The organism is Streptomyces durmitorensis (assembly GCF_023498005.1).
Taxonomy (GTDB): domain Bacteria; phylum Actinomycetota; class Actinomycetes; order Streptomycetales; family Streptomycetaceae; genus Streptomyces; species Streptomyces durmitorensis.
Map to the genome: position 1 here is coordinate 9,588,219 of NZ_CP097289.1, position 20,368 is coordinate 9,608,586.

19 protein-coding genes and 2 pseudogenes are annotated in these 20,368 nt (G+C 69.1%); 13 read left to right on the plus strand and 8 right to left on the minus strand.

All coding sequences use genetic code 11. The annotated features are described in order from the left end of the window. Positions 1–76: 76 nt before the first annotated feature. From M4V62_RS42500 to M4V62_RS42510, 3 genes are all read right to left on the minus strand, one after another. Complete coding sequence (locus tag M4V62_RS42500; RefSeq protein ID WP_249592547.1) at positions 77–1,291, minus strand: hypothetical protein; 1,215 nt, start codon at positions 1,289–1,291, stop codon at positions 77–79. A gap of 137 nt (positions 1,292–1,428) precedes the next feature. Continuing rightward, positions 1,429–1,644, minus strand: a complete 216-nt coding sequence (locus M4V62_RS42505; protein ID WP_249593228.1) for a hypothetical protein — start codon at positions 1,642–1,644, stop codon at positions 1,429–1,431. Between the two features lie 235 nt (positions 1,645–1,879). Beyond that, the gene (locus M4V62_RS42510) at positions 1,880–2,203 is read right to left on the minus strand and encodes a hypothetical protein (RefSeq protein WP_249592548.1); all 324 of its coding nucleotides are present in this window, start codon (positions 2,201–2,203) and stop codon (positions 1,880–1,882) included. 284 nt (positions 2,204–2,487) lie between these two features. Here M4V62_RS42510 and M4V62_RS42515 point away from each other — a divergent pair, with 284 nt between their 5' ends. From M4V62_RS42515 to M4V62_RS42525, 3 genes are read left to right on the plus strand one after another with little or no spacing between them, the layout of a single operon-like run. Beyond that, complete coding sequence (locus M4V62_RS42515; protein WP_249592549.1) at positions 2,488–2,691, plus strand: hypothetical protein; 204 nt, start codon at positions 2,488–2,490, stop codon at positions 2,689–2,691. A 20-nt stretch (positions 2,692–2,711) separates the two neighbouring features. Continuing rightward, positions 2,712–2,870 (plus strand): hypothetical protein, encoded by a 159-nt coding sequence (locus tag M4V62_RS42520; RefSeq protein WP_249592550.1) that lies wholly within the window; start codon positions 2,712–2,714, stop codon positions 2,868–2,870. Then, positions 2,845–3,132: a hypothetical protein gene (locus tag M4V62_RS42525; RefSeq protein ID WP_249592551.1), complete on the plus strand. Its 288-nt coding sequence runs from the start codon at positions 2,845–2,847 to the stop codon at positions 3,130–3,132. Before M4V62_RS42520 ends, M4V62_RS42525 begins: the two co-directional genes overlap by 26 nt. Here M4V62_RS42525 and M4V62_RS42530 read toward each other — a convergent pair. Then, complete coding sequence (locus M4V62_RS42530) at positions 3,110–3,364, minus strand: hypothetical protein (protein ID WP_249592552.1); 255 nt, start codon at positions 3,362–3,364, stop codon at positions 3,110–3,112. The genes M4V62_RS42525 and M4V62_RS42530 overlap by 23 nt on opposite strands. Positions 3,365–3,696: 332 nt before the next feature. Between M4V62_RS42530 and M4V62_RS42535 the strand changes: the two genes are divergently transcribed. The 10 genes and pseudogenes from M4V62_RS42535 (at position 3,697) to M4V62_RS42575 (ending at position 14,831) form a co-directional block, all read left to right on the plus strand. After that, on the plus strand, positions 3,697–4,233 hold the full coding sequence (locus tag M4V62_RS42535) for a GNAT family N-acetyltransferase (protein ID WP_249592553.1): 537 nt from the start codon (positions 3,697–3,699) through the stop codon (positions 4,231–4,233). 50 nt (positions 4,234–4,283) lie between these two features. Beyond that, positions 4,284–4,403, plus strand: a pseudogene (locus tag M4V62_RS42540) (IS630 family transposase); the annotation flags it as partial. A gap of 255 nt (positions 4,404–4,658) precedes the next feature. Further along, positions 4,659–6,926, plus strand: a complete 2,268-nt coding sequence (locus M4V62_RS42545; RefSeq protein WP_283779144.1) for an XRE family transcriptional regulator — start codon at positions 4,659–4,661, stop codon at positions 6,924–6,926. Positions 6,927–7,050: 124 nt separating this feature from the next. Then, on the plus strand, positions 7,051–7,749 hold the full coding sequence (locus M4V62_RS42550; protein WP_249592555.1) for an alpha/beta hydrolase: 699 nt from the start codon (positions 7,051–7,053) through the stop codon (positions 7,747–7,749). 267 nt (positions 7,750–8,016) lie between these two features. Further along, positions 8,017–8,421, plus strand: a complete 405-nt coding sequence (locus M4V62_RS42555; RefSeq protein WP_249592556.1) for an alpha/beta fold hydrolase — start codon at positions 8,017–8,019, stop codon at positions 8,419–8,421. 309 nt (positions 8,422–8,730) lie between these two features. Beyond that, positions 8,731–9,930 (plus strand): RICIN domain-containing protein, encoded by a 1,200-nt coding sequence (locus M4V62_RS42560; RefSeq protein WP_249592557.1) that lies wholly within the window; start codon positions 8,731–8,733, stop codon positions 9,928–9,930. Positions 9,931–9,952: 22 nt separating this feature from the next. Further along, positions 9,953–10,616, plus strand: a pseudogene (locus M4V62_RS44050) (molybdopterin cofactor-binding domain-containing protein); the annotation flags it as partial. Between the two features lie 3 nt (positions 10,617–10,619). Then, the gene (locus M4V62_RS42565; RefSeq protein ID WP_249592558.1) at positions 10,620–10,778 is read left to right on the plus strand and encodes a hypothetical protein; all 159 of its coding nucleotides are present in this window, start codon (positions 10,620–10,622) and stop codon (positions 10,776–10,778) included. 1,648 nt (positions 10,779–12,426) lie between these two features. Further along, positions 12,427–13,536, plus strand: a complete 1,110-nt coding sequence (locus tag M4V62_RS42570; RefSeq protein WP_249592559.1) for a PLP-dependent cysteine synthase family protein — start codon at positions 12,427–12,429, stop codon at positions 13,534–13,536. After that, on the plus strand, positions 13,533–14,831 hold the full coding sequence (locus M4V62_RS42575; RefSeq protein WP_249592560.1) for an MDR family MFS transporter: 1,299 nt from the start codon (positions 13,533–13,535) through the stop codon (positions 14,829–14,831). Before M4V62_RS42570 ends, M4V62_RS42575 begins: the two co-directional genes overlap by 4 nt. A gap of 231 nt (positions 14,832–15,062) precedes the next feature. Here M4V62_RS42575 and M4V62_RS42580 read toward each other — a convergent pair whose 3' ends face one another. From M4V62_RS42580 to M4V62_RS42595, 4 genes are all read right to left on the minus strand, one after another. Beyond that, a complete protein-coding gene (locus M4V62_RS42580; RefSeq protein ID WP_249593229.1) occupies positions 15,063–16,382 on the minus strand; it encodes a nucleobase:cation symporter-2 family protein in 1,320 nt (439 codons plus the stop codon). 18 nt (positions 16,383–16,400) lie between these two features. Beyond that, positions 16,401–17,387, minus strand: coding sequence for an isopenicillin N synthase family dioxygenase (locus M4V62_RS42585; RefSeq protein WP_249592561.1), 987 nt, complete (start codon positions 17,385–17,387; stop codon positions 16,401–16,403). Positions 17,388–17,601: 214 nt separating this feature from the next. Next, positions 17,602–18,927, minus strand: a complete 1,326-nt coding sequence (locus M4V62_RS42590; protein ID WP_249592562.1) for an amidohydrolase family protein — start codon at positions 18,925–18,927, stop codon at positions 17,602–17,604. After that, positions 18,924–20,258 (minus strand): uracil-xanthine permease family protein, encoded by a 1,335-nt coding sequence (locus M4V62_RS42595; RefSeq protein WP_344646403.1) that lies wholly within the window; start codon positions 20,256–20,258, stop codon positions 18,924–18,926. Before M4V62_RS42595 ends, M4V62_RS42590 begins: the two co-directional genes overlap by 4 nt. Positions 20,259–20,368: the final 110 nt, after the last annotated feature.

Below are 20,368 nucleotides of genomic sequence, written 5' to 3' on the forward strand. Positions count from 1 at the left end.
GTCGGCGCCGGTGGGCAGGGCGGCGGCCTCCCGGCCCGATGACCGGCCCTGGGCACAGCGCACGGAGCTGGGGCGTTTACAGGTCGTGGAAGTCCTTGGCGGTGGGGTAGGTGACGTGGGTGCAGCCGCGTCGGGTGGTGATGTCGTCGACGTAGGCGCGGAACATCGAGCGGCGCGCCTTGTGACCGAGGACGTCGCTGTAGAGGCGGTCGGCGGTGAGGGCGTGCAGGGCCGGTTTGCCGTTGCAGATCGAGGACGCCCACCAGATGCCGTCACCGCCTCCCGCCGTTCCCGGTTTGAGCCTCTGGTCGTCGCCCGTCGCGTCGTAGCCCACGGAGTTGGCGTCGGCGCCGAAGTAGGACACCGTGCGCAGCCACCAGGGCGAGTACCTGAGGGCACCCTCGGCGTAGTCGCGCTGATCGCCGTCCAGGCCGCCGGCAATGGCTCGGACCCGGGCGGGGCCGACCGCCAGCAGGCAGCCTTCGACGGGGTTCGCCTCACGGGCGGGGATCGTCAGAGCGCGGTCGGGCAGCCGGCCTGCCCCCTGTTCCTTGCCCAGTTGGCCGGCCCAGCGGCAGGAGCCGGTGGCCGAGGCAGCCGGGCGCAGCTTCAAGGGGACCGTGGTCATCTGATCGGGCAGGGAAGGTATTTGGGTCCGGCAGCCGATCCGTTGGGTGAGCTGCTGCGTGGCCGAGCGGGCGAGGCGGGCCAGGCGCTGGCGGTCCTCTGCGGAGACTTCCGGGTACCGGCCCACGGCGGTCACGTGCAGCAGCCCCGGCACCGCTTTGCCACTGCCGGGGCCGCACTCGGCACGGATGGTAGTGCGGATGTTCGTGTAGGAGCCCAGCGTGCCGTCGCCCAGCGGCCACGCTTCAGGCTCGCGGTCGGCGGCCGCGGTGACGTCATCCTTCGGGTAGGAGCCCTCGCGGGTGAAGAAGGGGGAGCCGTCGCTGATCATGTTCACCGGCTCGGCATCGTCGCTGCTCTCGACGATCAGCCGGAACAGATCGGTCTTGCGCGAGCCACTCACCTTGTAGATGGTGCAGGCACTGGGCAGATGCCGTGCATCGAGCCGGTAGTCGTCATCGTCGTCGGACTGCGCGCGGACCATTCCGCCCTGCAGATCCATCACCTGTGCCCCCGTCACCAAGTGGTCGCAGGCAGCGGCGATGTCCCGTTCGCTGGAAGCCCGGTCGCGGAACTCATCGACGGTCAGCCAGAGCGCGTACAAGCTCAGCCCGATCCCGCCCACGGCCATCGTCAGCCACAGCCTGCGCCAGCCCGCACCCATCACGTTCTCTCCCCCCGCCACGCCCGGCCGCGGCGGCCACCGCGTCGATCATCGAGCGTAGAGGGGGTGCGCCTGAGCGCCGTCGTCGGCATCGCTGTAGGGGGACGTCACTCGCCTGCATCGGCCATCCGTTTCACCTACTCGCGCACGGTCACTGCTCGTTCGATGCGGCTGACAATGTCCTTCTCGGACGCCGTGTCCAGGGTCTCCGGGATCTTGTCGAAGGTGCCGGGAAGGATGTCGAGGAGACCCCAGATCTGTTCGCCGGTGCTGACGGTCATCAACTTCTGGGACCTCCACTGCCGCGGCACCTCGGTGCGGTGCGTCAGCCGCTGCACGAGGGCCAGGTCCAGGAGCTGATCGGTGTCGACGGCTCGGACGGTGCGGGGGAGGGGCGGGGCATGTCGAGATGATGCCAAGAGGGCTCGGACAGCGACTGCACCGCACTGTTCAGCGGCGACGAACTCTGATGGCGTGAGACGAGCAGGGGAGGGCCTCGCGAGAGCCGAGCCTCTGGCAAGATCGCGAAAGGGCGCCCTCGCCTCCAGACCGGAGCGGGGCTGCGGAGCGAGCGCCCCAACTTCCGCGTCATCCAGCGAGGCGTTCTCGGGCGTACGCGTGCAGCTCGGCCATGGGCCGCTCGCTTCGGTCCTCCAGACGGCGGATGAATGTGGAGACGAGGTCGACACAGCGTCTGGCTCCTGAGTCGAGCGCGGTTCGGTCATCAGTGGCGGCAGCCGAGACGTCGTGGCTGCGGAGCGAGCCTTGGGCGCGGTAGGTCAGGAACACCGTCTTGGTGCGGGAGCGGCGGGGGTCGAGTTCGCCGAGTCCGGCGCCGATCGCGGCGGCGGCACGGTGTGGGTTGCCGAGGTCGAGCCAGCACCGCCCGGCGTCGGCGTTGACGTCTGCCATCGACATTCAGGAGACCACCGGGGGTGTGTCCTTGGGGTGTGCGCGTTCGAGTTCCTTCCCCGCTGATGCCAGGGCTTCTTGGGTTCCTGAGCGGTCTTGGAGCACTGCGCAGGCGCGTGCGCGGCGTACGTCGAGCAGGGAGCGGGCGGCCGGTGTGCGGTTCCATGACGCGGATCGCATCGTCGGGTCGGGAGAGCCAGGTGGCCCGGTAGGCGAGATCAGAAAGTGCGACAGAGGCCAGGTCGTGGTCGCCGGCCATAGCCGGGTGTAAGGTCTTGCCGCTCGTGGCGCAGGCGGTGTTCGCTGACCGGCTGTGCGCTGCCGGCAGCCCCGAGTGCGCCGAGTACATCGCAGACATGGAGAGGCAGTTGGCCAAGGCTGAGCAGGAGGGTGAGGAAGACGGGGTGCTGGGCTTCTCGCGAGTCCGGGTCGGCAGCGAGGACGATTGCCGTGACGAGTTCCGCAACCACTTCGGCGGCGATCGGTGAGCCGGGGCTGGCTCGTCGCGATGGCAGGGCTGACCGTGGTCGGTGCCGGGCTGGTCATCGTCGCCGGCGCCACGTCAGAATCGGAGCTGCGGCCCACGCCGCCGCGGGTGTACTCCTCCTGCCTGGCGGCGGACACCAAGCCGATGCCTGCGGATGCTGACCGGTGCGGCGGCCGCTGAAGCCCGCCTGTGCGACTGTCCGCCGCAGGACGGCAGGACACCCAAACCGCAGCAGGGCTTCGAGCTCACGGTGGTCGACTTCACCCGACTTCCCCGTGTTCCATCGATGTTCGACCCCGAGCGCGGCCACCAGCGGCGCACCTTACTGTTTCTGCTTCTGCACCAGTTCGTTGAGCAGATGGCCGAGTTGGTTCGCGACGGCTACGACCAGACGCGTGGAGGGGGAGCGGTCCGCGAGGTCAGGCGGCTCGGATACGGATAATCGCGGACTTGTCGAGCTCTGCGGAGAAGCCCAGTTCCTTGGCGGCCTGCACCGGAGCTCCAAAGAGCTGGCAGATCATCTCTCCCGCGCCATTGATCGCCTCAGTCATGCTTCTGCCGAAGCTGGCCTCGCTCAAGTAGCCGGCGGTGGCGGAGAAGTAGCCGTCCGACCAGCTGACGCGGAGCCGGATCGGCGTCAGCTCGAGGTACTTCCACGAGTCCACGCTCGACATCTCGAGAAGAGTGGCACGTGGCTTGCGCGCGGTCTCCTCGCGCCCGTCCAGCGTGGTACCGCAGGTGCTCGTTCACGTAAATGGCGAGCTGACACTCGCCGACGACGCCGATACTACCGACCGCCATGGAGGCAGCCGGTCGAATCCGCCGCCGAAGGTGTCGCACCCGTTGTCGTAGTCACTGTTGGTGAAGTGCGTCCTGACGGACCGGTGCGCCGGGGTCAGTTCAATGAGCGGATCGGTGGAGAAGTTGGAGAAGTAGGGACGTCGGGTCCCCAAGGGCGGTGGAGAATTGCTTGGCCTGTGCTCGGCGGAGAGATCATCATGGGGCCATGTCTGAGAACCGACCCTCCGTGACACCGACTGTGATGCGGCTCCCTCAATACACCAAGGCGAACCAGGAAGAGATTCTTGGCGACAGCGGTGATCCCTTCGGTGTCGCCTCGACCGGTCTGACCTGGCTGCCGAAAGAAGAACACTTCGGCATCAGACACGAGGACCGGCTCGTGGCACATGCCGGCCTGCTGCGACTGCCTGTCGCGATTGGTGGCGCCGCGACAGAGGTGGTGGGCGTCGGCGGGGTGGCCGTCGCACCCAGCATGCAAGGCCATGGCCTGGCTCGGCTCGTCGTCACAGCTGCCCTGGAGCACGCCCGCACAATGGGTCCTCAGCACGCACTCCTGTTCTGCCGCCCTCCCCTCGTGTCGCTCTACAGGCGCCTCGGATGGCACCCGCTCGACAACGTCGTACTGGTCGAACAACCCGAAGGCCGCCTGGTGACCATGCCACTGCGGACTATGGTGACGCCCCTGCGCGACGACGCCCGCTGGCCCTCAGGGCCAGTGCGCCTGTTCTCGCTCCCCATGTGATGGAGAGTCACCCAGTACGGCCGGGCGCCGGTGATCGCGAAGTCGTCGTCCAGAGGGCCACCATCCGCCCGACCAAGCTCGGGCAGCCTTTTACCCGCTGGTCACTCCGTAAACTCGCCGCCTACCTGCGCCGCGTACAGGGCCGTTTGATCCGGATCGGCCGCGAGGCGTTCTGGGCGGTGGATATCTGGCCGAGCCGCTGCTCGGCGCTCTCGTCGTAGTGACGATTGTCCGACAGTGCCTGCGCATGCATACCGCGAGCGCGGGGCGGGGGTGGGCGTCCTTGACCCACGGCGGGCAACGACGGCCTCAGGTATGTCCCTGCCGGTGTGCGGGCGGCATATTACGTACACAGCCGGGGGGTGGCCCGAGCGGGCGAGGAGGCGTGCGGCGCGGTCAGTTCGTTGTCTGCTGGGAGGGGAGGGGTGGGACTGTTGACCGGACAGCCTGGTTTCGGGGAAGCGTTGCGCGCTCACCGGCGCGCGGGACGTTTGACGTTGGAACAGTTGGCCGGGATGTCCGGGGTGAGCGCCCGGACATTGTCGGACTTGGAGCGCGGACACAGCAAGGGGCCTCAGCATCGCACCGTGACGGCGTTGGCGGATGCGCTCGCGTTGGGCGAAGGGGCCCGTCGGCAGCTGGTCGAGCTGGCGCGCAGCGGCCGGCTTCGGGATCACTGGTCACGTCCGGGCGGTCTGTGTGAACTGCCGCGGATGGTCGATGACTTCACCGGCCGCGGTACGGAGCTGATCTGGCTGAGTGAGCTGGTCTACGCCGAAAGCACCCCGGGGGTCGGGGTGGTGGGACTCATCACCGGTGCGGCGGGCCTGGGCAAGACCTCCTTCGCGGTGCGGGCCGCGCACGCCGAGCGGCCGAGTTTCCCCGGCGGGGTGTTCTTCGTCAACCTCTTCGGCATGTCCCCGCACCCGGTCGGTGCGGGCGACGCCCTGCGGATGCTGCTGCGCGCGTTCGGCGTCGCCGACCAGCAGATCCCCGGCGACCTGCCGGAACGGGCCGCCCTGTATCGGTCGCTGCTGCGCGAGAATCGGATCCTGGTCGTCCTCGACGACGCCGCGTCCGAGGAACAGGTGCGCCCGCTGCTGCCCGGTAGCGGCGTCGGCCGAGTATTGATCACCACTCGGCGGCTGCTGGCCGGACTGGAGGGCGTACGCCGACTCGTACTCGGCCCTCTCCCGCTGTCCCGGTCCATGCAGCTGCTCACCGGAATCCTGGGGGAGCGTGCCGCGTCCGACGACGAAGCGGCCCTGTCCCGGATCGCCGATCTGTGCGGCGGCCTGCCGCTGGCCCTGCGCATCATCGGAAACCGGCTCGCCAGCCGACCCGCTTGGGACGCGGACGAACTCGCCCGGCGGCTGGCCAGGGAGGAGAGCCGCCTCGACCAGTTCACGGCCGGCGACCTCAAGATCGCCAACGCGTTCGGCATGTCGTACGAGCAACTCGCGGAGCGTGCCCGGAGGTTGTTCCGGCGCCTGGCGGTGATCCCGGGCCGGGACTTCGACGCCGCGCTGGCGGCGGTGGCCGGGGGGATGCCGATCGAGGACGCCTGGCAGGCGCTGGACGACCTCGTCGACCTCGGCCTGCTGCACGACGGCACCGCGGGCCGCTACCGCTTCCACGACCTGGTCCGGCTGTTCGCCCGCGACCGTTTCCGCCACGACGAACCCTCGCCAGGCCGGGAGACCATCACCCCGACGGTGACCTCGTGGCTGTTACATACCGCCACCACGGCCGGGCGATGGTTCGAACCAGGCTACGGACGCCCCGACAGGCCCGCAGACCTCGCCGCCCTGTCCACGGCAGACGAGGCCGAGCAATGGTTACGCGCCAACGTGGGCAACTGGATGGCCGCGATGCGCACCGCGGCCGACGACGGCCGGCACACTCTCGTCCTGGACTGCGCGGAGTCCATGCACTGGTTCTCCGACCGCTGGCTGCACGGTCCTCACTGGGGCGAAGTCTTCACCCGGGGAGCACAAGCCGCAGCCGCCCTCGACGACCTCCCGGCACAGGCAACTCAACTCAACTACCTGGCGTGGGTGCAGTCCGTACCACCCAGCGACCCGCACACCGTGCTGCGATACACCGCGCAGGCGCTGGAACTGGCCACACGCAGCGGGGCGGAGGTGCAAATCGCCTGGGCACACCATTACAGCCAGAAGGCCCTCAGCACGCTCGGCCGTCACGACGAGGCCCTCGACGCAGCCTCACGCGCGGCGGAGGCTTTCAAAGTGCTCGGCGACATCGACTCCCACGTCCAGGGCCTCGTCGGGATCGGCAACTGCCTGCGTGACCAAGAACGTTACGACGAAGCCCTGGAGCAGTACCGTCTCGCGCGCTCCCTGGTCGAGGACGAGAAATCCGGCATGACTCCCCACATCGCCGCCCTCGGCCGCCCGGTGGTGATCATCCGCATAGGCCAGATACTGGCCCTGCTGGGGCGACGGCCCGAAGCCCTCGCCACCCTCAACACGGCGATCGGCCTCCTGGACGACCTCCATGTCTCGAACTTCTGGCTGGCCCAGGCCCTGGAAGACGTGGCCGCCCTGCACGCAGAAGACGGCCGCACCGACCAGAGCCGGCACCTCTACACGCGGGCGGCGCAGGTGTACGCGGCGGCAGGTGACTCCGAAGCCCGCGACCGCTGCCACGCCCTGGCCACGGTCGGCGACTGAGGCGCGGAAGCCGGGCAGTGCGCAACTCTGCGTGCTGCTCTGCGTGTTCACCCGGTGCGCACACGACTTGTATGGGAGCCCTCGGACAGGCACCGGGCCTGTCCGGCCAGAAGGGACACGGGCCATGGCAACCCTCAGGAACATCGTGCTCGTCCACGGCGGCTTCGTGGACGGATCCGGCTGGCAGGGCGTCTACGACCACCTCACCGCCGACGGCTACCGGGTGTCCGTCGTACAGAACCCGACCGAGTCCCTGGCCGGCGACGTCGCCGCCACCCACCACGTCCTCGACACCCTCGACGGCCCGGCCGTCCTGGTCGGCCACTCCTACGGGGGCGCCGTCATCACCGAGGCCGGCAACCACCCGAACGTCGCCGCCCTCGCCTACATCGCCGCGTTCGCCCCGGACAAGGGCGAGTCGGTCAGCACGCTGATCGCCGACCCGCCACCCGGCGCAGCCGTCCCGCCGATCCTGCCGCCCCAGAACGGGTTCCTGCTCCTGGACCGGGACAAGTTCGCGGCATCGTTCGCCGCCGACGTACCCGAGAAGCAGGCCGCGTTCATGGCCGACTCCCAGGTCCCGTGGGGCGTCGAGGCGCTCGGTGGAGCGGTCTCCGAACCGGCCTGGCAGTCCAAGCCGTCCTGGTACCTCGTCGCCACCGACGACCGCATGATCCCTCCGGCGGCGCAGCGGGGCATGTCCGAACGGGCCCGCGCGATCGTCACCGAAACCCCGGGCAGTCACGCCGTCTACGTCTCCCGCCCGGCCGTCGTGGCCGCCGTCATCGCGCAAGCCGCCGAGAGCCTGGGCGGTCGGTCCTAGCAGTCGCGCGCCCGCGTCTGGTCCGGGCGGCATTTCCGCCCGGACCAGACGCCTCTTACCCGCCTGCTCTGTCCACCACCTCAGGAGTATCCGCGTGTCCGTCCGCCCTAGGTTCACCCGTCGCAGAGCCATCGCCACCGGCGCGGCCGCTGCGGCGTCGGCCGCGATCCTCACCTCGAGCGGCGCCACGGCCGCAACCGGCAGCCGCCCCGCGCCGGGTGCCAAGCCGACCGTCGTGCTGGTCCACGGCGGCTACGCCGATTCGTCTTGCTGGAACGGAGTCATACGGGAGCTGCAGAGCAGGGGTTACATCACGATCGCGGGGTCGAACCCGCTGAGGGGTATCCCCACCGACGCTCCGTACATCGGGAGTCTGCTGGACTCCATCAGCGGGCCGGTCGTGCTGGTCGACTCCTGCAGGCCACTCAGCGGCCCTTCGACGCGGACGCCTTCACCTACCCGACTCAGGCCTCCGCGTGGCGGACGATTCCGTCGTGGGGACTGGTCGCAGGACGGGACAAGACGATCCCGCCCGCGGCCGAACGCTGGATGTACCGCCGTGCGAAATTCCGCAAGGTCGTCGATGTGCCGACCTCGTCCCACGTCGTGATGATCAGCCACCCGAAGACCACCGCGAAGCTGATCGAGGACGCCGCCGAAGCCACCAGGTGACTTGATCAGGCAAGCCGACGGCAACTGACCATCTGGCCACTGTGCCGGGCGTGGTGGGAACGGCCCATCCCGCCGGCAACCGCCGCAGGAATCGGAGGACGAATGAAACCCAGGCGCAAGGAACACACTCGCGCGCTGTCCGGTCTAGCTACGGCCATCACGCTGGCCGTAGCCGTGATGCTCGCAGCCGCCAGGTCAGCCGGCCATGGTGCGAGCACAGCATCTCTGAAGCAGAGTCAAAGAGCCGCCCTACGGACGGCTCGCGGCGGTCTGTTACGTCGCCTGGGGGCCGTCCTGGCCACCACGCTGATGCTCTGCACCTTCCTGGTGACGGGCGCGGGCACCGCACAGGCGGCCAACCCGGACACGCACCGCACGGCGACCTGGAACATGCAGAACGGACGCGACCGGTGGGCCGGCGCCTACGCCCTGGCGCAGACGAACTCCGTGGTGGCGCTCCAGGAAGTCCCCGACACCCAGCCCGCCGCCTCCACGTACATCGGCATGCGCGGCGGCGCACGCGTCTACGAGTGGCGGGAGTCCAGCCGTCACCCGGTTCGCTACCTGCACATCCTCGATCAGCAGTCCCAGAACGTCGGGATCGTCACGTCCTGGTGGCCCGATGATGTGCGTGAGGTGGCGGGTGTCTACCGCTCGGCTCTGGCGGTCGGCAACCGCGCCGACAACGTCCTGTTCGCCTCGATCCACGCCTCCGCCAACGGAGGCAGCGACGCCGCCTCGCTGGTGGGCCGGGTCTCCCGGGACGCGGCAACCGCCACGTACCAGAACTGGGCCGTCCTCGGTGACTTCAACCGCAACCCGTACGCGCTGCACAACCAGTACCTGCCGCAGGGCACGCGCATCTACAACCCCGGCCAGGCCACTCAGCGCAGCGGCGGCGAGCTGGACTACCTGGTCTCGAACGTCGACACGGACAACTGGCAGGCCACCGTCGGCGTGAACGCGGGCAGTGACCACTGGCCCGTCCACTTCGGTTCGATGCGCGGCGGAGCCGAGCCACGGGAGCTGACCATCCACCCGGAGAACTCCGACACCCGCGTGCTTGACGTATATGAGGGCCAGGACCGCAACGGCAGCCACGTCATCATCTACGACCCCAACGGCGCCTCGAACCAACGCTGGCGTCTCTTCCACGTCGGTACCGGCAGCAACGGCAAGCCCATGTACCGCGTCGTCAGCTCGGACAGCAACAAGTGCCTGGACGTCCAGAACGGCCTGGCCAGCAGGCCCGGCAACTACCTCAACATCTGGGAGTGCCACAACGTCAACGGCACTCCCGACCCCCAGCGCGACACCCAGAACTTCACCCTGGAGCACCCCAACGCCGCGCTGCCCAACATGACGATGCTCCGCAACAACGCCACCGGCCTGTACGCCAACATCAACGGCGGCCGCACCGGTAACGGCACCTGGGTCATCCAATGGCCCGACCAGATCGGCCAGTACCCCGTCGCCAACGAAACCTTCTACCTCCACCCAACCATCTGACCCACCTCCCCAGCCCGGCCCTATGGACACCGACAGCCTCTGCCCGGGGGCGCAGGCAGCAGCCCCGTGCTCCCGGCAGAGCCCGCCCAGCTGCTCCCTACTTGGGCGCATCGACGAGTCGGCCTGGTGCGTGCAGCCGGGCCGAACCCGTGATCGCCCCTGCCCTCCTAGCGCCTTGACCGAGTCCCCTCGTACCTCGGACACCGCATCCCGCAGGCGCGCCAAGCCGAGGTCGCGCACGGACGGCGACCTGCCCATCGGCATGGGGATGGCCACCGCCAGCTACCACAACAACCGACGCGACTCCAGCGCACGGGCCCGGATCCGCGCCGACGGCACCGCCGAAGTCTTCGCGGCCACCGCGGACATGGGCCCCGGCACCACCACCTCGGTTATGCAGGTCGCCGCGGACGCCCTGGGGCTGCCGGCCTCGGCGGTCACCTTCAGGCCGGGCGACTCCAGCTACCCCGCCGCGCCCCTGCACGCGGCGGCCTGCACCATGGCGAGCGTGGGCTCGGCCGCGCACACGCCGCGTCGGTCTGCCCGGCCTCGAAACCACCGGCAACTGGGGTCCGGGCGAAGCCGATTCAGAGATCTCCACCTACGGCTACGGAGCCGTCTTCGCCGAAGTTTCCGTCGACCCCCTCCTGGGCCTTGTCCGCGTACGGCGGAGCTTCGCGGCGTACGACGTGGGGAGGGCGATCAGCCCCAAACTCGCCCACAGCCAGGCCATCGGCCGCATCGTCAACGCGAGCCTCGCCGTCTCTCTTGTGCCGGTGAACGCGGATGTCCCCGACCTCGACGCCGCGTTCATCAACACCGAGGACCCGAAGGCCGATCCGTCCTGAGGCGCTAAGGCCGAAGTGGCGTGCGACGGCTTCGATAGGTGATCAAGGCTCAGATCGCCGAGATCGACCAGATGAACAAGATGCACAAGATTCTCGGAAAGAGCTGACGTCGGGAACCGGACAAGGTCCAGACACCGGTGCACCCGGCGGAACCACTCAGCCGGGTGCACCGGTGTCGGTCCTGTGCCGTGTGCTCAAGCGGTCGATTGCGTATCGCGAATACCCTGACCTGAGGGTGACCTCGGGCGCCGTATGCGGTAGGCAAGGGGCCCAGGTGGCTTGTTCATTCGCTGTTCGCACAGCCCTTTACGCCAGCCAGACAGACAGAGGCTAGGATCACGACGTGATTACGGCCTGGTCTCCTTCCGGTGCACAGCGGACTCGCGCAACTGCGATTCCGCTGCGCCTGCTGGGCCTTGGTCTGCTCCTCTTCGGCGTTCTGTACACGCACGCGGCCAGCCCCGAGAGCACAGCGGGTCACGTCGCGTCGGGCAGCGGGGCCTCGACTGCGATCGCCGGCCACGCTGAACTCGGGCCGGAGCAGCCTGATGCCACTGCCACTGCCACTGCCACTGCCACTGCCACTGCCACTGCCACGCACGACCCGGCCGAGGCGCCGGTCAATCACCATGGCGGCGACAGCCACGGGCAGGAGCACGCCCTCGACGAATGCGGTCTTGGCCAGCCGTCACAGAGCCCCGCGCTCGGGCTGCCATGCCTCACTTCGATGAATTCGTCAGCGGACACATTGGTGCCGCCGCTCGTGCACGTCCGCCCATCAGCCGTGCGGGGCTTCGTCGTTCCGATACCGCACGCGGCGGAGTCTCCAGTTCTACGCATCTAGGTCAGCGCCCCCTTCTCCATCGGCCGACACCTCGCTGAGGTCTACCGACGCGGCCCGAGGCCGTCGTCGCGCCTCCTCCCGTCCCGGCCGGTGCCCGGCGTCTGACCTTCCCTTGCGTGCCCTCCTGCGGGTGGCTCGGGGATGGTTTCGACGGCTCGTCGCCCCCCCACTCATTGCTGCCCTGCCGTGGACGATCCGGCAGGGAAAGCCGCCGCACGGAGGATCTGTGCCGCCCTGCTCTGCTGAACTGATGTCCTCTCCCGCATGGGCGAGTTCGCCTTCGGGACGTTGGTCCCTTTCGTGTGCCCAGGCGTTGTGGAAGCGCCGACTCGTATGGACCGCGGTGGCCGTTCTCCTGCTCACGCTGGTGCAGTGCGGCGCCCAGACCGCGCACGCCGGTGAGCAGTCGATGGCCCGCGTCAGTGCCGTGTCGCGAACACTGCCCCCGCCCGAGGGAGGGCCCACGACGGAGGTGCTCGACGGACCTGAGTCACCATCAGGCTGTTCCGTCTCCGATCCCGGCTCCGTCGGAACCGCTCCTGCGTCCGTACGCGGCCTGCCGTACGCGAGTGCGCTCGCGAACCCGACGGCCCCTGTCACACCGCTCATCGCTGAGCACCTCCGAGCTGTGCCCAGCCGGATACCAGGTGGCAGCCATGCCACACCGGCTGTCCTGTGCAGGTGGCTGATCTAGGAGCCGCCTTCGCGGTCGGCCGCGGTCGACCGCCGCGCTGCTCGCCTGACGGGCGTGCCGTGCGAGACGAGCACCCGCGCAGCTTCTACAGCGAAATGAGAGCGAATCAGATGCACTCTCTGACCACGAGTGACTTCACTCCTGCCGGCTCAAGCCTGCCAGGGCTGGTCGGCAATACACCTGTCCTTCGGGTGGCCCAGCCGTTCACCCCCTCCGACCGTGGCTTCTGGGCCAAGTTGGAGGGCTTCAACCCGGGTGGCATCAAGGACCGCCCGGCACTGCACATGGTCGAACGGGCGCGTGCCCGCGGCGAATTGCTGCCGGGCTGCCCGATCGTCGAGTCGACCAGTGGCACCTTGGGGCTCGGCCTTGCCCTCGCCGGAATGGTCTACGGGCATCCCGTCACCCTTGTCACCGACCCGGGTCTGGAACCGTCCATGGCCCGTCTCCTTGCTGTGTACGGTGCCAGGGTCGACACGGTGACCGAAGCGCACCCCTCCGGAGGCTGGCAGCAGGCCCGCCGGGACCGGGTCGTCGAACTGCTTGCGCGGGAGCCCGGAGCTTGGTGCCCCGATCAATACGGCAATCCCGACAACGTCTCCGCCTACACTCCGCTGGGCCTCGAACTCGCCTCCCAGATCGGCCACATCGACGTACTCGTATGCAGTGTCGGTACCGGGGGCCACTCCGCGGGCATCTCAAGGGCGCTTCGCCAGCTCTACCCGGACATGCGCCTGGTGGGGGTGGACACCGTCGGCTCGACCATCTTCGGGCAGCCCGCCCGGCCCAGGCTCATGCGCGGGCTCGGATCCAGCATCTACCCGCGCAACGTCGCGTACAAGAACATCAGCGAGGTGCACTGGGTGGCACCAGCCGAATCCGTCTGGTCCTGCAGGCAGTTGGCGACCTCGCACTACGCCACGGGTGGCTGGAGCGTCGGCGCGGTCGCGCTCGTGGCCGGGTGGCTGGCGCGTACGCAGCCTCGGGACACGCGCATCGTCGCGATCTTCCCCGACGGGCCTCAGCGTTATCTGGAAACCGTCTACGACGACGAGTACTGCGCCGCGAAGGGGCTGTTGGGAGTGGTCCCGGCCCCCGAACCGGATGTGGTGGGCCGCTCCGACGAGAAGGAAGTGACCCGCTGGACCCGCTGCACCGAGGTCGCAGATCCGCTCTCCCAGCCGACCGAGTCCGGCGTGCTCGAAGGAGGGGGCCGGTGAAGGCCACGATCGCGCAGGTTCGCTCCTATGACCGGAGCGTGCAGCTCCTGTTCGCCAATCAGTTCACCATCAATCTCGGCTTCTACATGCTGATGCCTTACCTGGCACAGCATCTGTCGGGATCGCTCGGGCTCGCGGGGTGGCTGGTCGGTCTCGTGCTGGGGGTGCGGAACTTCAGCCAGCAGGGCATGTTCCTCATCGGCGGCACCCTCGCCGACCGGTTCGGCTACAAGCCGCTGATCGTCGCCGGATGTGTTCTGCGCACAGCCGGTTTCGCGACGCTCGGTCTGGTCGACTCGGTCGTGGCGTTGATCGCGGCCTCGGCGGCCACCGGCTTCGCGGGCGCTCTGTTCAACCCCGCCGTGCGGGCCTACCTCGCGGCGGACGCGGGGGAGCGCAGGGTCGAGGCATTCGCCCTGTTCAACGTCTTCTACCAGGCGGGCATCCTGCTCGGCCCGCTCGTCGGGATGCTGCTCACAGGAGTCGACTTCCGTATCACCTGCCTGGTTTCTGCAGCGATTTTCGCTCTGTTGAGCGTGGTGCAGATCCGCGCGCTGCCTGCCCGCAGGGGCGACGATCGCGCAAGCGGCGGCACCGGTGAGCGGGAGAGTGTGCTGGCGCAGTGGCGCGGCGTGATCGCCAACCGGGCGTTCCTGCTCTTTTCAACCGCGATGATCGGCTCGTACGTCCTGTCCTTCCAGGTCTATCTCGCGCTGCCGCTCGAAGTGCGGCGCCTGGGTGGCGACGGCGAGTTCGGAACCGTTGCCGTGGCACTGCTGTTCGCCGCCTCCGGCCTGACCACGATTCTCTGCCAGACCCGGGTGACTGCTTGGTGCAAGGAGCACTTGGAACCCGGCCGCGCCCTGGCCTGGGGCCTGCTGATCATGGGAGCCGCATTCATACCGCTCCTGGCCGCGACCGCCGTCCCGGTGCCGGACACCGGCATCGGACTGTGGCTGCTCGCCTCCGTACCGCCTACGCTGGCCGCACTCATGCTGGCGCTGGGCACGATGATCGCGTACCCCTTCGAGATGGACACCATTGTCCGGCTCGCGGGCAACCGCCTCGTCGCCACCCACTACGGCCTCTACAACACCATCTGCGGAATCGGCATCACGCTCGGCAACCTGCTCACCGGCGCAGCCCTCGACGCTGCCCGGGCCGCCGGAATGTCCGCGCTGCCCTGGCTCGCGTTGCTCGGGCTCGGTCTGGCCTGCTCGGCGTCCCTCTACGGCCTGCACCGGACCGGACGCCTGACACGCCCCACGCCCGAACCGCAGCCCGCGACGGCCTGACCGACCCCGCACTCAACCGGTGGGGACGGGCGGTTACCAACCCGCCCGTCCCCACCGCAGCGGCGCGTCGGCGAGTTCGCCGGTCGTGGTCAGGCTGACGCGCTTGGGCTGGCGGGCGGTTGAGGGCTCGCCGCTCCGGTGTTGGCAACCGCGGTGGGAAGGACCGGGACGAGCCGGGCTTCGGGCAAGGTCACCGACTTGACGGCTCTCAACGGCCCTTTCGGAACCTCCCTAGGCTGGTACGTCGACTGGTTCCGCGCCTCGAACGAGCTTGGGTCCCCTTCCGTTGAACGCCAGATTCAACCCGAAGGCCACCAACGTCGCACTCGTGACCGGAGATCCCAGCACGATCCCCACCCCCTCCGGGAGCTTGCTGTACAGGTCGGGGGCCACCTCCGGGGCCATACCGGCGCCGATCGCCACGGCCACGATCAGCAGGTTGTGCGTGCCGTCGAAGTCCACGGTGCGCAGCGTGCCGATGCCGACGGCAGCGACCGTCGCGAACATCACCAGGCCTGCCGCACCGACCACGGGCTGTGGCAATCCGGCGACCAGCGCGCCCAGTTTGGGGACCAGGCCGAGTACCAGGAGCATGCAGCCCGCGACGGTCGCGACATGCCGGCTGCGGACCTTCGTCATGGTCACCAGGCCGACGTTCTGCGCGAACACGGTGTCCAGGAAGGCGTTCATGACGCCGCCGAGGACACCCGAGAGGCCGTCCGCCGCCAGGCCACGTGCCATGTCCGCGGTCGTCAGCTTCCTTCCGGTGAGTTCCGCGACCGCGAGGAGGTCCGCCGTCGACTCGGCGAACAGCACCAGCATCACCACGCACATCGAAAGCACCGCGACCGCGGGGAACTGCGGTGCCCCGAAGTGGAAGGGAGCGCTGACCCCGACCCAGTCCGCCGCCCGCGCGGTCGATACGTCGACCAGACCGAACGGCACCGCGACCGCCGTGCCCGCCAACACGCCCAGAAGGACGCCGGTTTGGGCGAGGAAGCCACGGCCGAAGCGGGCGACGAGGAGGATCACGATCACCACGAAGGCGGCGAGGGCGAGCCGTGAGGGCGCGGCATGGTCGGGGGCCTTCGGGTCGCTGCCGACGACCAGGTTCACCCCGACCCCGATCAGCGCGAGCCCCACCACCGTGATCACCACACCGCTCACCAGCGGCGGGAAGAAGCGCACCGCTTTCGCGAACGGGTAAGCCACCAGCAGGCCGAAGACGCCTGCGGCCAGCATCGACCCGTACACCGCCTGCAGGCCGTACTCTCCGGCGATCAGGATCATGGGCGTCACCGCGGTGAACGCCGCCCCCGCCATCACCGGCATCCGCACACCCAGGATCCGGCCGACCCCGGCCCCCTGGATGATCGTGACGATGCCCGCCACGAGCAGATCGGCGTTGATGAGCACGGCGACCGTCGCGGCGTCGAGGCCGGCCGCCGCACCGAACACCAGCGGTACCGTCACACACCCGGTGTACATCACGATCACGTGTTGCAGACCGAGCACCGCGAGCCGCCCGAAACCGGCGCTCCTCATGGGCATCGTCACGTCACTCCTCCTCTAGCGTGCGAAGTTGGCGGCGATGCGCTGCTGGATGTAGTCCGCGGCCGTGATCGGCGGATAACGGCCCGCCGGCCCCTCGATCACCACGTCACGGTCGGCCTGCGCGAAGAATGCGATGCTGTGGCGGGCCGACCGGTCGTCACCGGGGCCCGGTGACTTGACCCGGTGGAAGTTCGACGGCAGCCGGTCGTCGCTCCAGCGCATCAGCATGTCCCCGATGTTGCAGGTGATCACGTTGTCGGCCGGCTCGACCGGTGTCCACTCCTGCGCCTCGGCCTCCTTGCCCGGGCACACCTGGAGCCCGCCCTGTCCGTCGCGCTGGAACAGCAGCGTCAGACAGTCGAAGTCCGTGTGCGCGCCCGCCCGCCAGACGTCGGTCGGGATCTCGACGTCCTCGGGTACCGCGAAGTAGTGCAGCATCCTCAGTGTCGACTGGTACTGCTCACTGGCCGGGTCGTGGGCGCGCGCGAAGAACCCGTCGGGCAGACCCAGCTTGTCGGCGAAGCAGGACAGCACACGCATGGCCAGCTCCCGGCAGCGTGCCTCGAACGCGAGCGTGCGCACTTGGAATCCGGGCAGTGCGTCGTCCGGCCACAGCCCGTCCATGTGCGGCCGGGTCAGCTGGTACGACTCCTTCTGGTCGGGCGTCCCGATCGACGGACGGACCTGGGTCATGGACTCCCAGCCCGAGTTGAGTCCCTTCTTCAGGGCGTGCCGCGCTTTGGTCTCCTGCGGCAGGGCGAAGAACCGCTCGGCGTCGGCGAACGCCGTGTCCACGGCGTCCTGGTCGATGCCGTGGTGCACGAGCTGGAAGAAGCCGATGTCGGTGGCGGCGGCCCACAGCTCCTCGGTGATCTCGGCCTTGCGGGCGTCGAAGTCGCTGAGGTCGATCCGGCGGATCTCCCGGGCGGAGGTCTCCGTGCCGGTCCCGCCCATGCGCGTCTCCTTGGCCAACTCGGCCAGGCTGTACGTCGTTTCAGTCATCGCGGCTGTCGCTCCTCGAAGCGATGGTGGCTTCTCGGGATGCAGTCACCGCCCCTGCGCTCCCCACCGCGGACACTCAGAGGCCCGCGGGCACGGTCGTGGCGGACCCCTTCGTGGGTCCGGCGCCGTGAGCTGGCGCGGGGCCCGGTGACCCAGGCCCCGCACGCGATGCGTTCAGCCTGCCCGGCGTGTGTTTCCACCGGCGATCATGGTGTTACGCGGCAGTAAATCCGAGCCCGGCCGCCAACTCCGCGGAGGGGAGACGGACATGTTCTCCATCGCGCATCAGGACCTCGCCGCCGACCATGACCACGGCTACGGTCCGGTTGCTCGCACATGTCAGGAGCGTGGCCCCTGGATCGCGTACGGGAAGGCAGGCGTAGTCCTTCTCGAAGCGGTGCAGGACCAGGTCTGCCTGCATGCCGACCTGTATGCCGTCCGGGCGTTCCTCCAGGCCGAGAACCTGGTTCGCGCCGTTCGTGGCGAGCTCGAACATCTCGGGGAATCCGAGCAGATCGGCCTTGCGGTGCGCGGCCCGCTGCAGGTACGCGCCGATGCGCAGCGCCTCCAGCATGTCCTGGGTGTCGTTGCTGGCCGCGCCGTCGACGCCGAGCCCGACCCGCAGCCCGGCGGCCAGCATGTCCGGCACGGGAGCGATTCCGCTGCCCAGGCGCATGTTGCTGAGCGGGTTGTACGAGATGCCGACCCCGGTCCGGGCGAGCGTCGCGCGGCCCGCGGCGTCGAGCTCCACGCAGTGCACGGCGAGCAGCCGCTCCCACAGGAACCCCGCTCGCTCCAGATAGTCCACGGCGCCGACTCCCGCGTGTGCGCGGCACATTGCGTCGTCCGTTGTCGTCTCCAGGAGATGCAGCGAGACGGACAGCCCGCGCTCGTCTGCGTAGTCGCGCACAGTGGCCATCCCCTCCGGGGTCAGACACCGCGGATTGGGCACGGCGACCCCGATTCCGACCCTGCTGCCGCGCGCCGCTGCGATCAGCTCGTCGGTGTGCGCGAGCGCCTCCTTCAGGGGCTGCATCAGACGCGGGTCGAAGCCCCACTTGCGGCCACGGTCCGCACGGTCGGCCACGCCCCGGCACAGCAACGCCCGCACTCCACTGTCGCGCAGCGCCCGCAGCACCGCGTCATGCACCTCGGAGGACGGGTGCGGCCACATGTGCTCGACGAGTGTGGTGGTGCCGCTGCGCAGCGCCTCGGCTGCGGCTGCGGCCGCGGTCGCGTAGGCCCGCTCGGGGGTGAGCAGCGCGGCTTCCTCGCCGACGGCACTGAGCCACGCGAGCAGCGGCAGGCCCTCGCCGATGCCTCGCAGGCCCGCCTGGAAGAGGTGCGTGTGCGTGTTCACCAAGCCGGGGGTGAGATGGCCGCCGGGACCCTCCAGAACCCGCGGCCCATGGGGGAGTTGACCGGCTGGTACGACAGCGCTGATCCGCCCGTCGGACAGGTGGACGTCCATCCCGGCGTGCCAGTTGCCCTCGCTCAGGACGGTGACGTCGGTGATCGTGTCGATGTCGGGCGTCGTCATCGGGCGTGGTCCTTCCGGAGCCGGGGCGCGTGGTGGAACAGCAGGTTGAGGGCGAAGGCGATGATGCCGGTGACCGCGATGCCGCTGTCCAGAACCGTGCGTGCGTACGGGGGGAGTGGCGCGTAGAAGTCCGGAGAGCCGACCGGGATCATCCCGAGACCGAAGGCGAGCGCCGCGGTCAGCAGATTGCGGGAGTCGGTGAGGTCGGCACGGGCCAGGATGCGCAGGCCGACGGCGCCGACCATGCCGAACATGACGAGTGAGACTCCGCCGAGGACCGGCCCCGGAACGGCTGCGACGGCCGCCCCGAACACCGGAACGAACGCCAGCACCACCATGAACAGGCCGGACAGCGCCACGACATGACGACTGCGCACCCGCGTCACGCTGACCAGGCCCACCGACTGCCCGAACGTCACAATGGGGAAGGAGGCGAGAGCTCCCGAAGCCGCGGTCGCCACGCCGTCCGCGCGCAGCGCCCGCACGACGGTGGGCGCGTCGTCCCCGCGCTCGACGATCTGCCCGACGGCGAGCGTGTCCCCGACGGACTCGACCATGTTCACGAGCTGCACGACGAGCATCGCCGCGATCGCCGGGACAACGAACGTGGGTGCTCCGAAGGCGGTCGGGTCCGGCGCCGTCACCGCGTGCGCGTCCGTCATGCCCGAACCGTCGAACAGGCCGAGCGGCAAGGCGAGCACGGTCCCCGCAGCCATCGCGACGAGCACCGAGAACCGGGCCAGAGAGGGCGGCGCGAGCCACTCCACCAGCACCACGAGCAACACCGTTACCCCGGCCAGAGCAAGCCCGCGCCCACCGCCGGCACCGTGGCCACCGCTGATGAGCCCGGCCGCCGACGGCACCAGCGAGAAACCGATCACAGCGATGACGGTCCCGGTCACCAACGGCGGAAACAGATGCAGCCCTCGTCCGAACCACGGTGCGACGGCCACGGTCACCAGACCTGAGACGATCGTCGCCCCGAACACGGCGGCGAGCCCATGCTCCTTGCCGATCAGCACAGCGGGCGTGATCGCGGTGAACGTCGACCCCATCACGATCGGCAACCGGGCCCCGACCTGCTTCACGCCGAGCGACTGCAGCAGTGTGGCGAGCCCGCTCACCAGCAGATTGGCGCTGATGAGCAGCCGTATCCGGTCCTCGGGCAAGTTCAGCGCGTTGCCCACCAGCAACGGCATCGTCGCCATGCCCGCGTAGGCGACGAGCAGATGCTGCAGGCTCAGAGGCACCAGGCGGCGCATTGGCGGCCGGACATCAACGGGGTGTGGTCCCGTCTCGGGTGCGACGGCATGCGTGGGTACAGCCATCATTCCTCCCTGAAAGCTCGGCGGAAGACGGCTGGTTAGCGCCGAGACCGGTGAGCACCTCCGCGCACACCGGCCGTTGCAGCCATGACCGGTGTAGAGGAGACCGTAGGGAG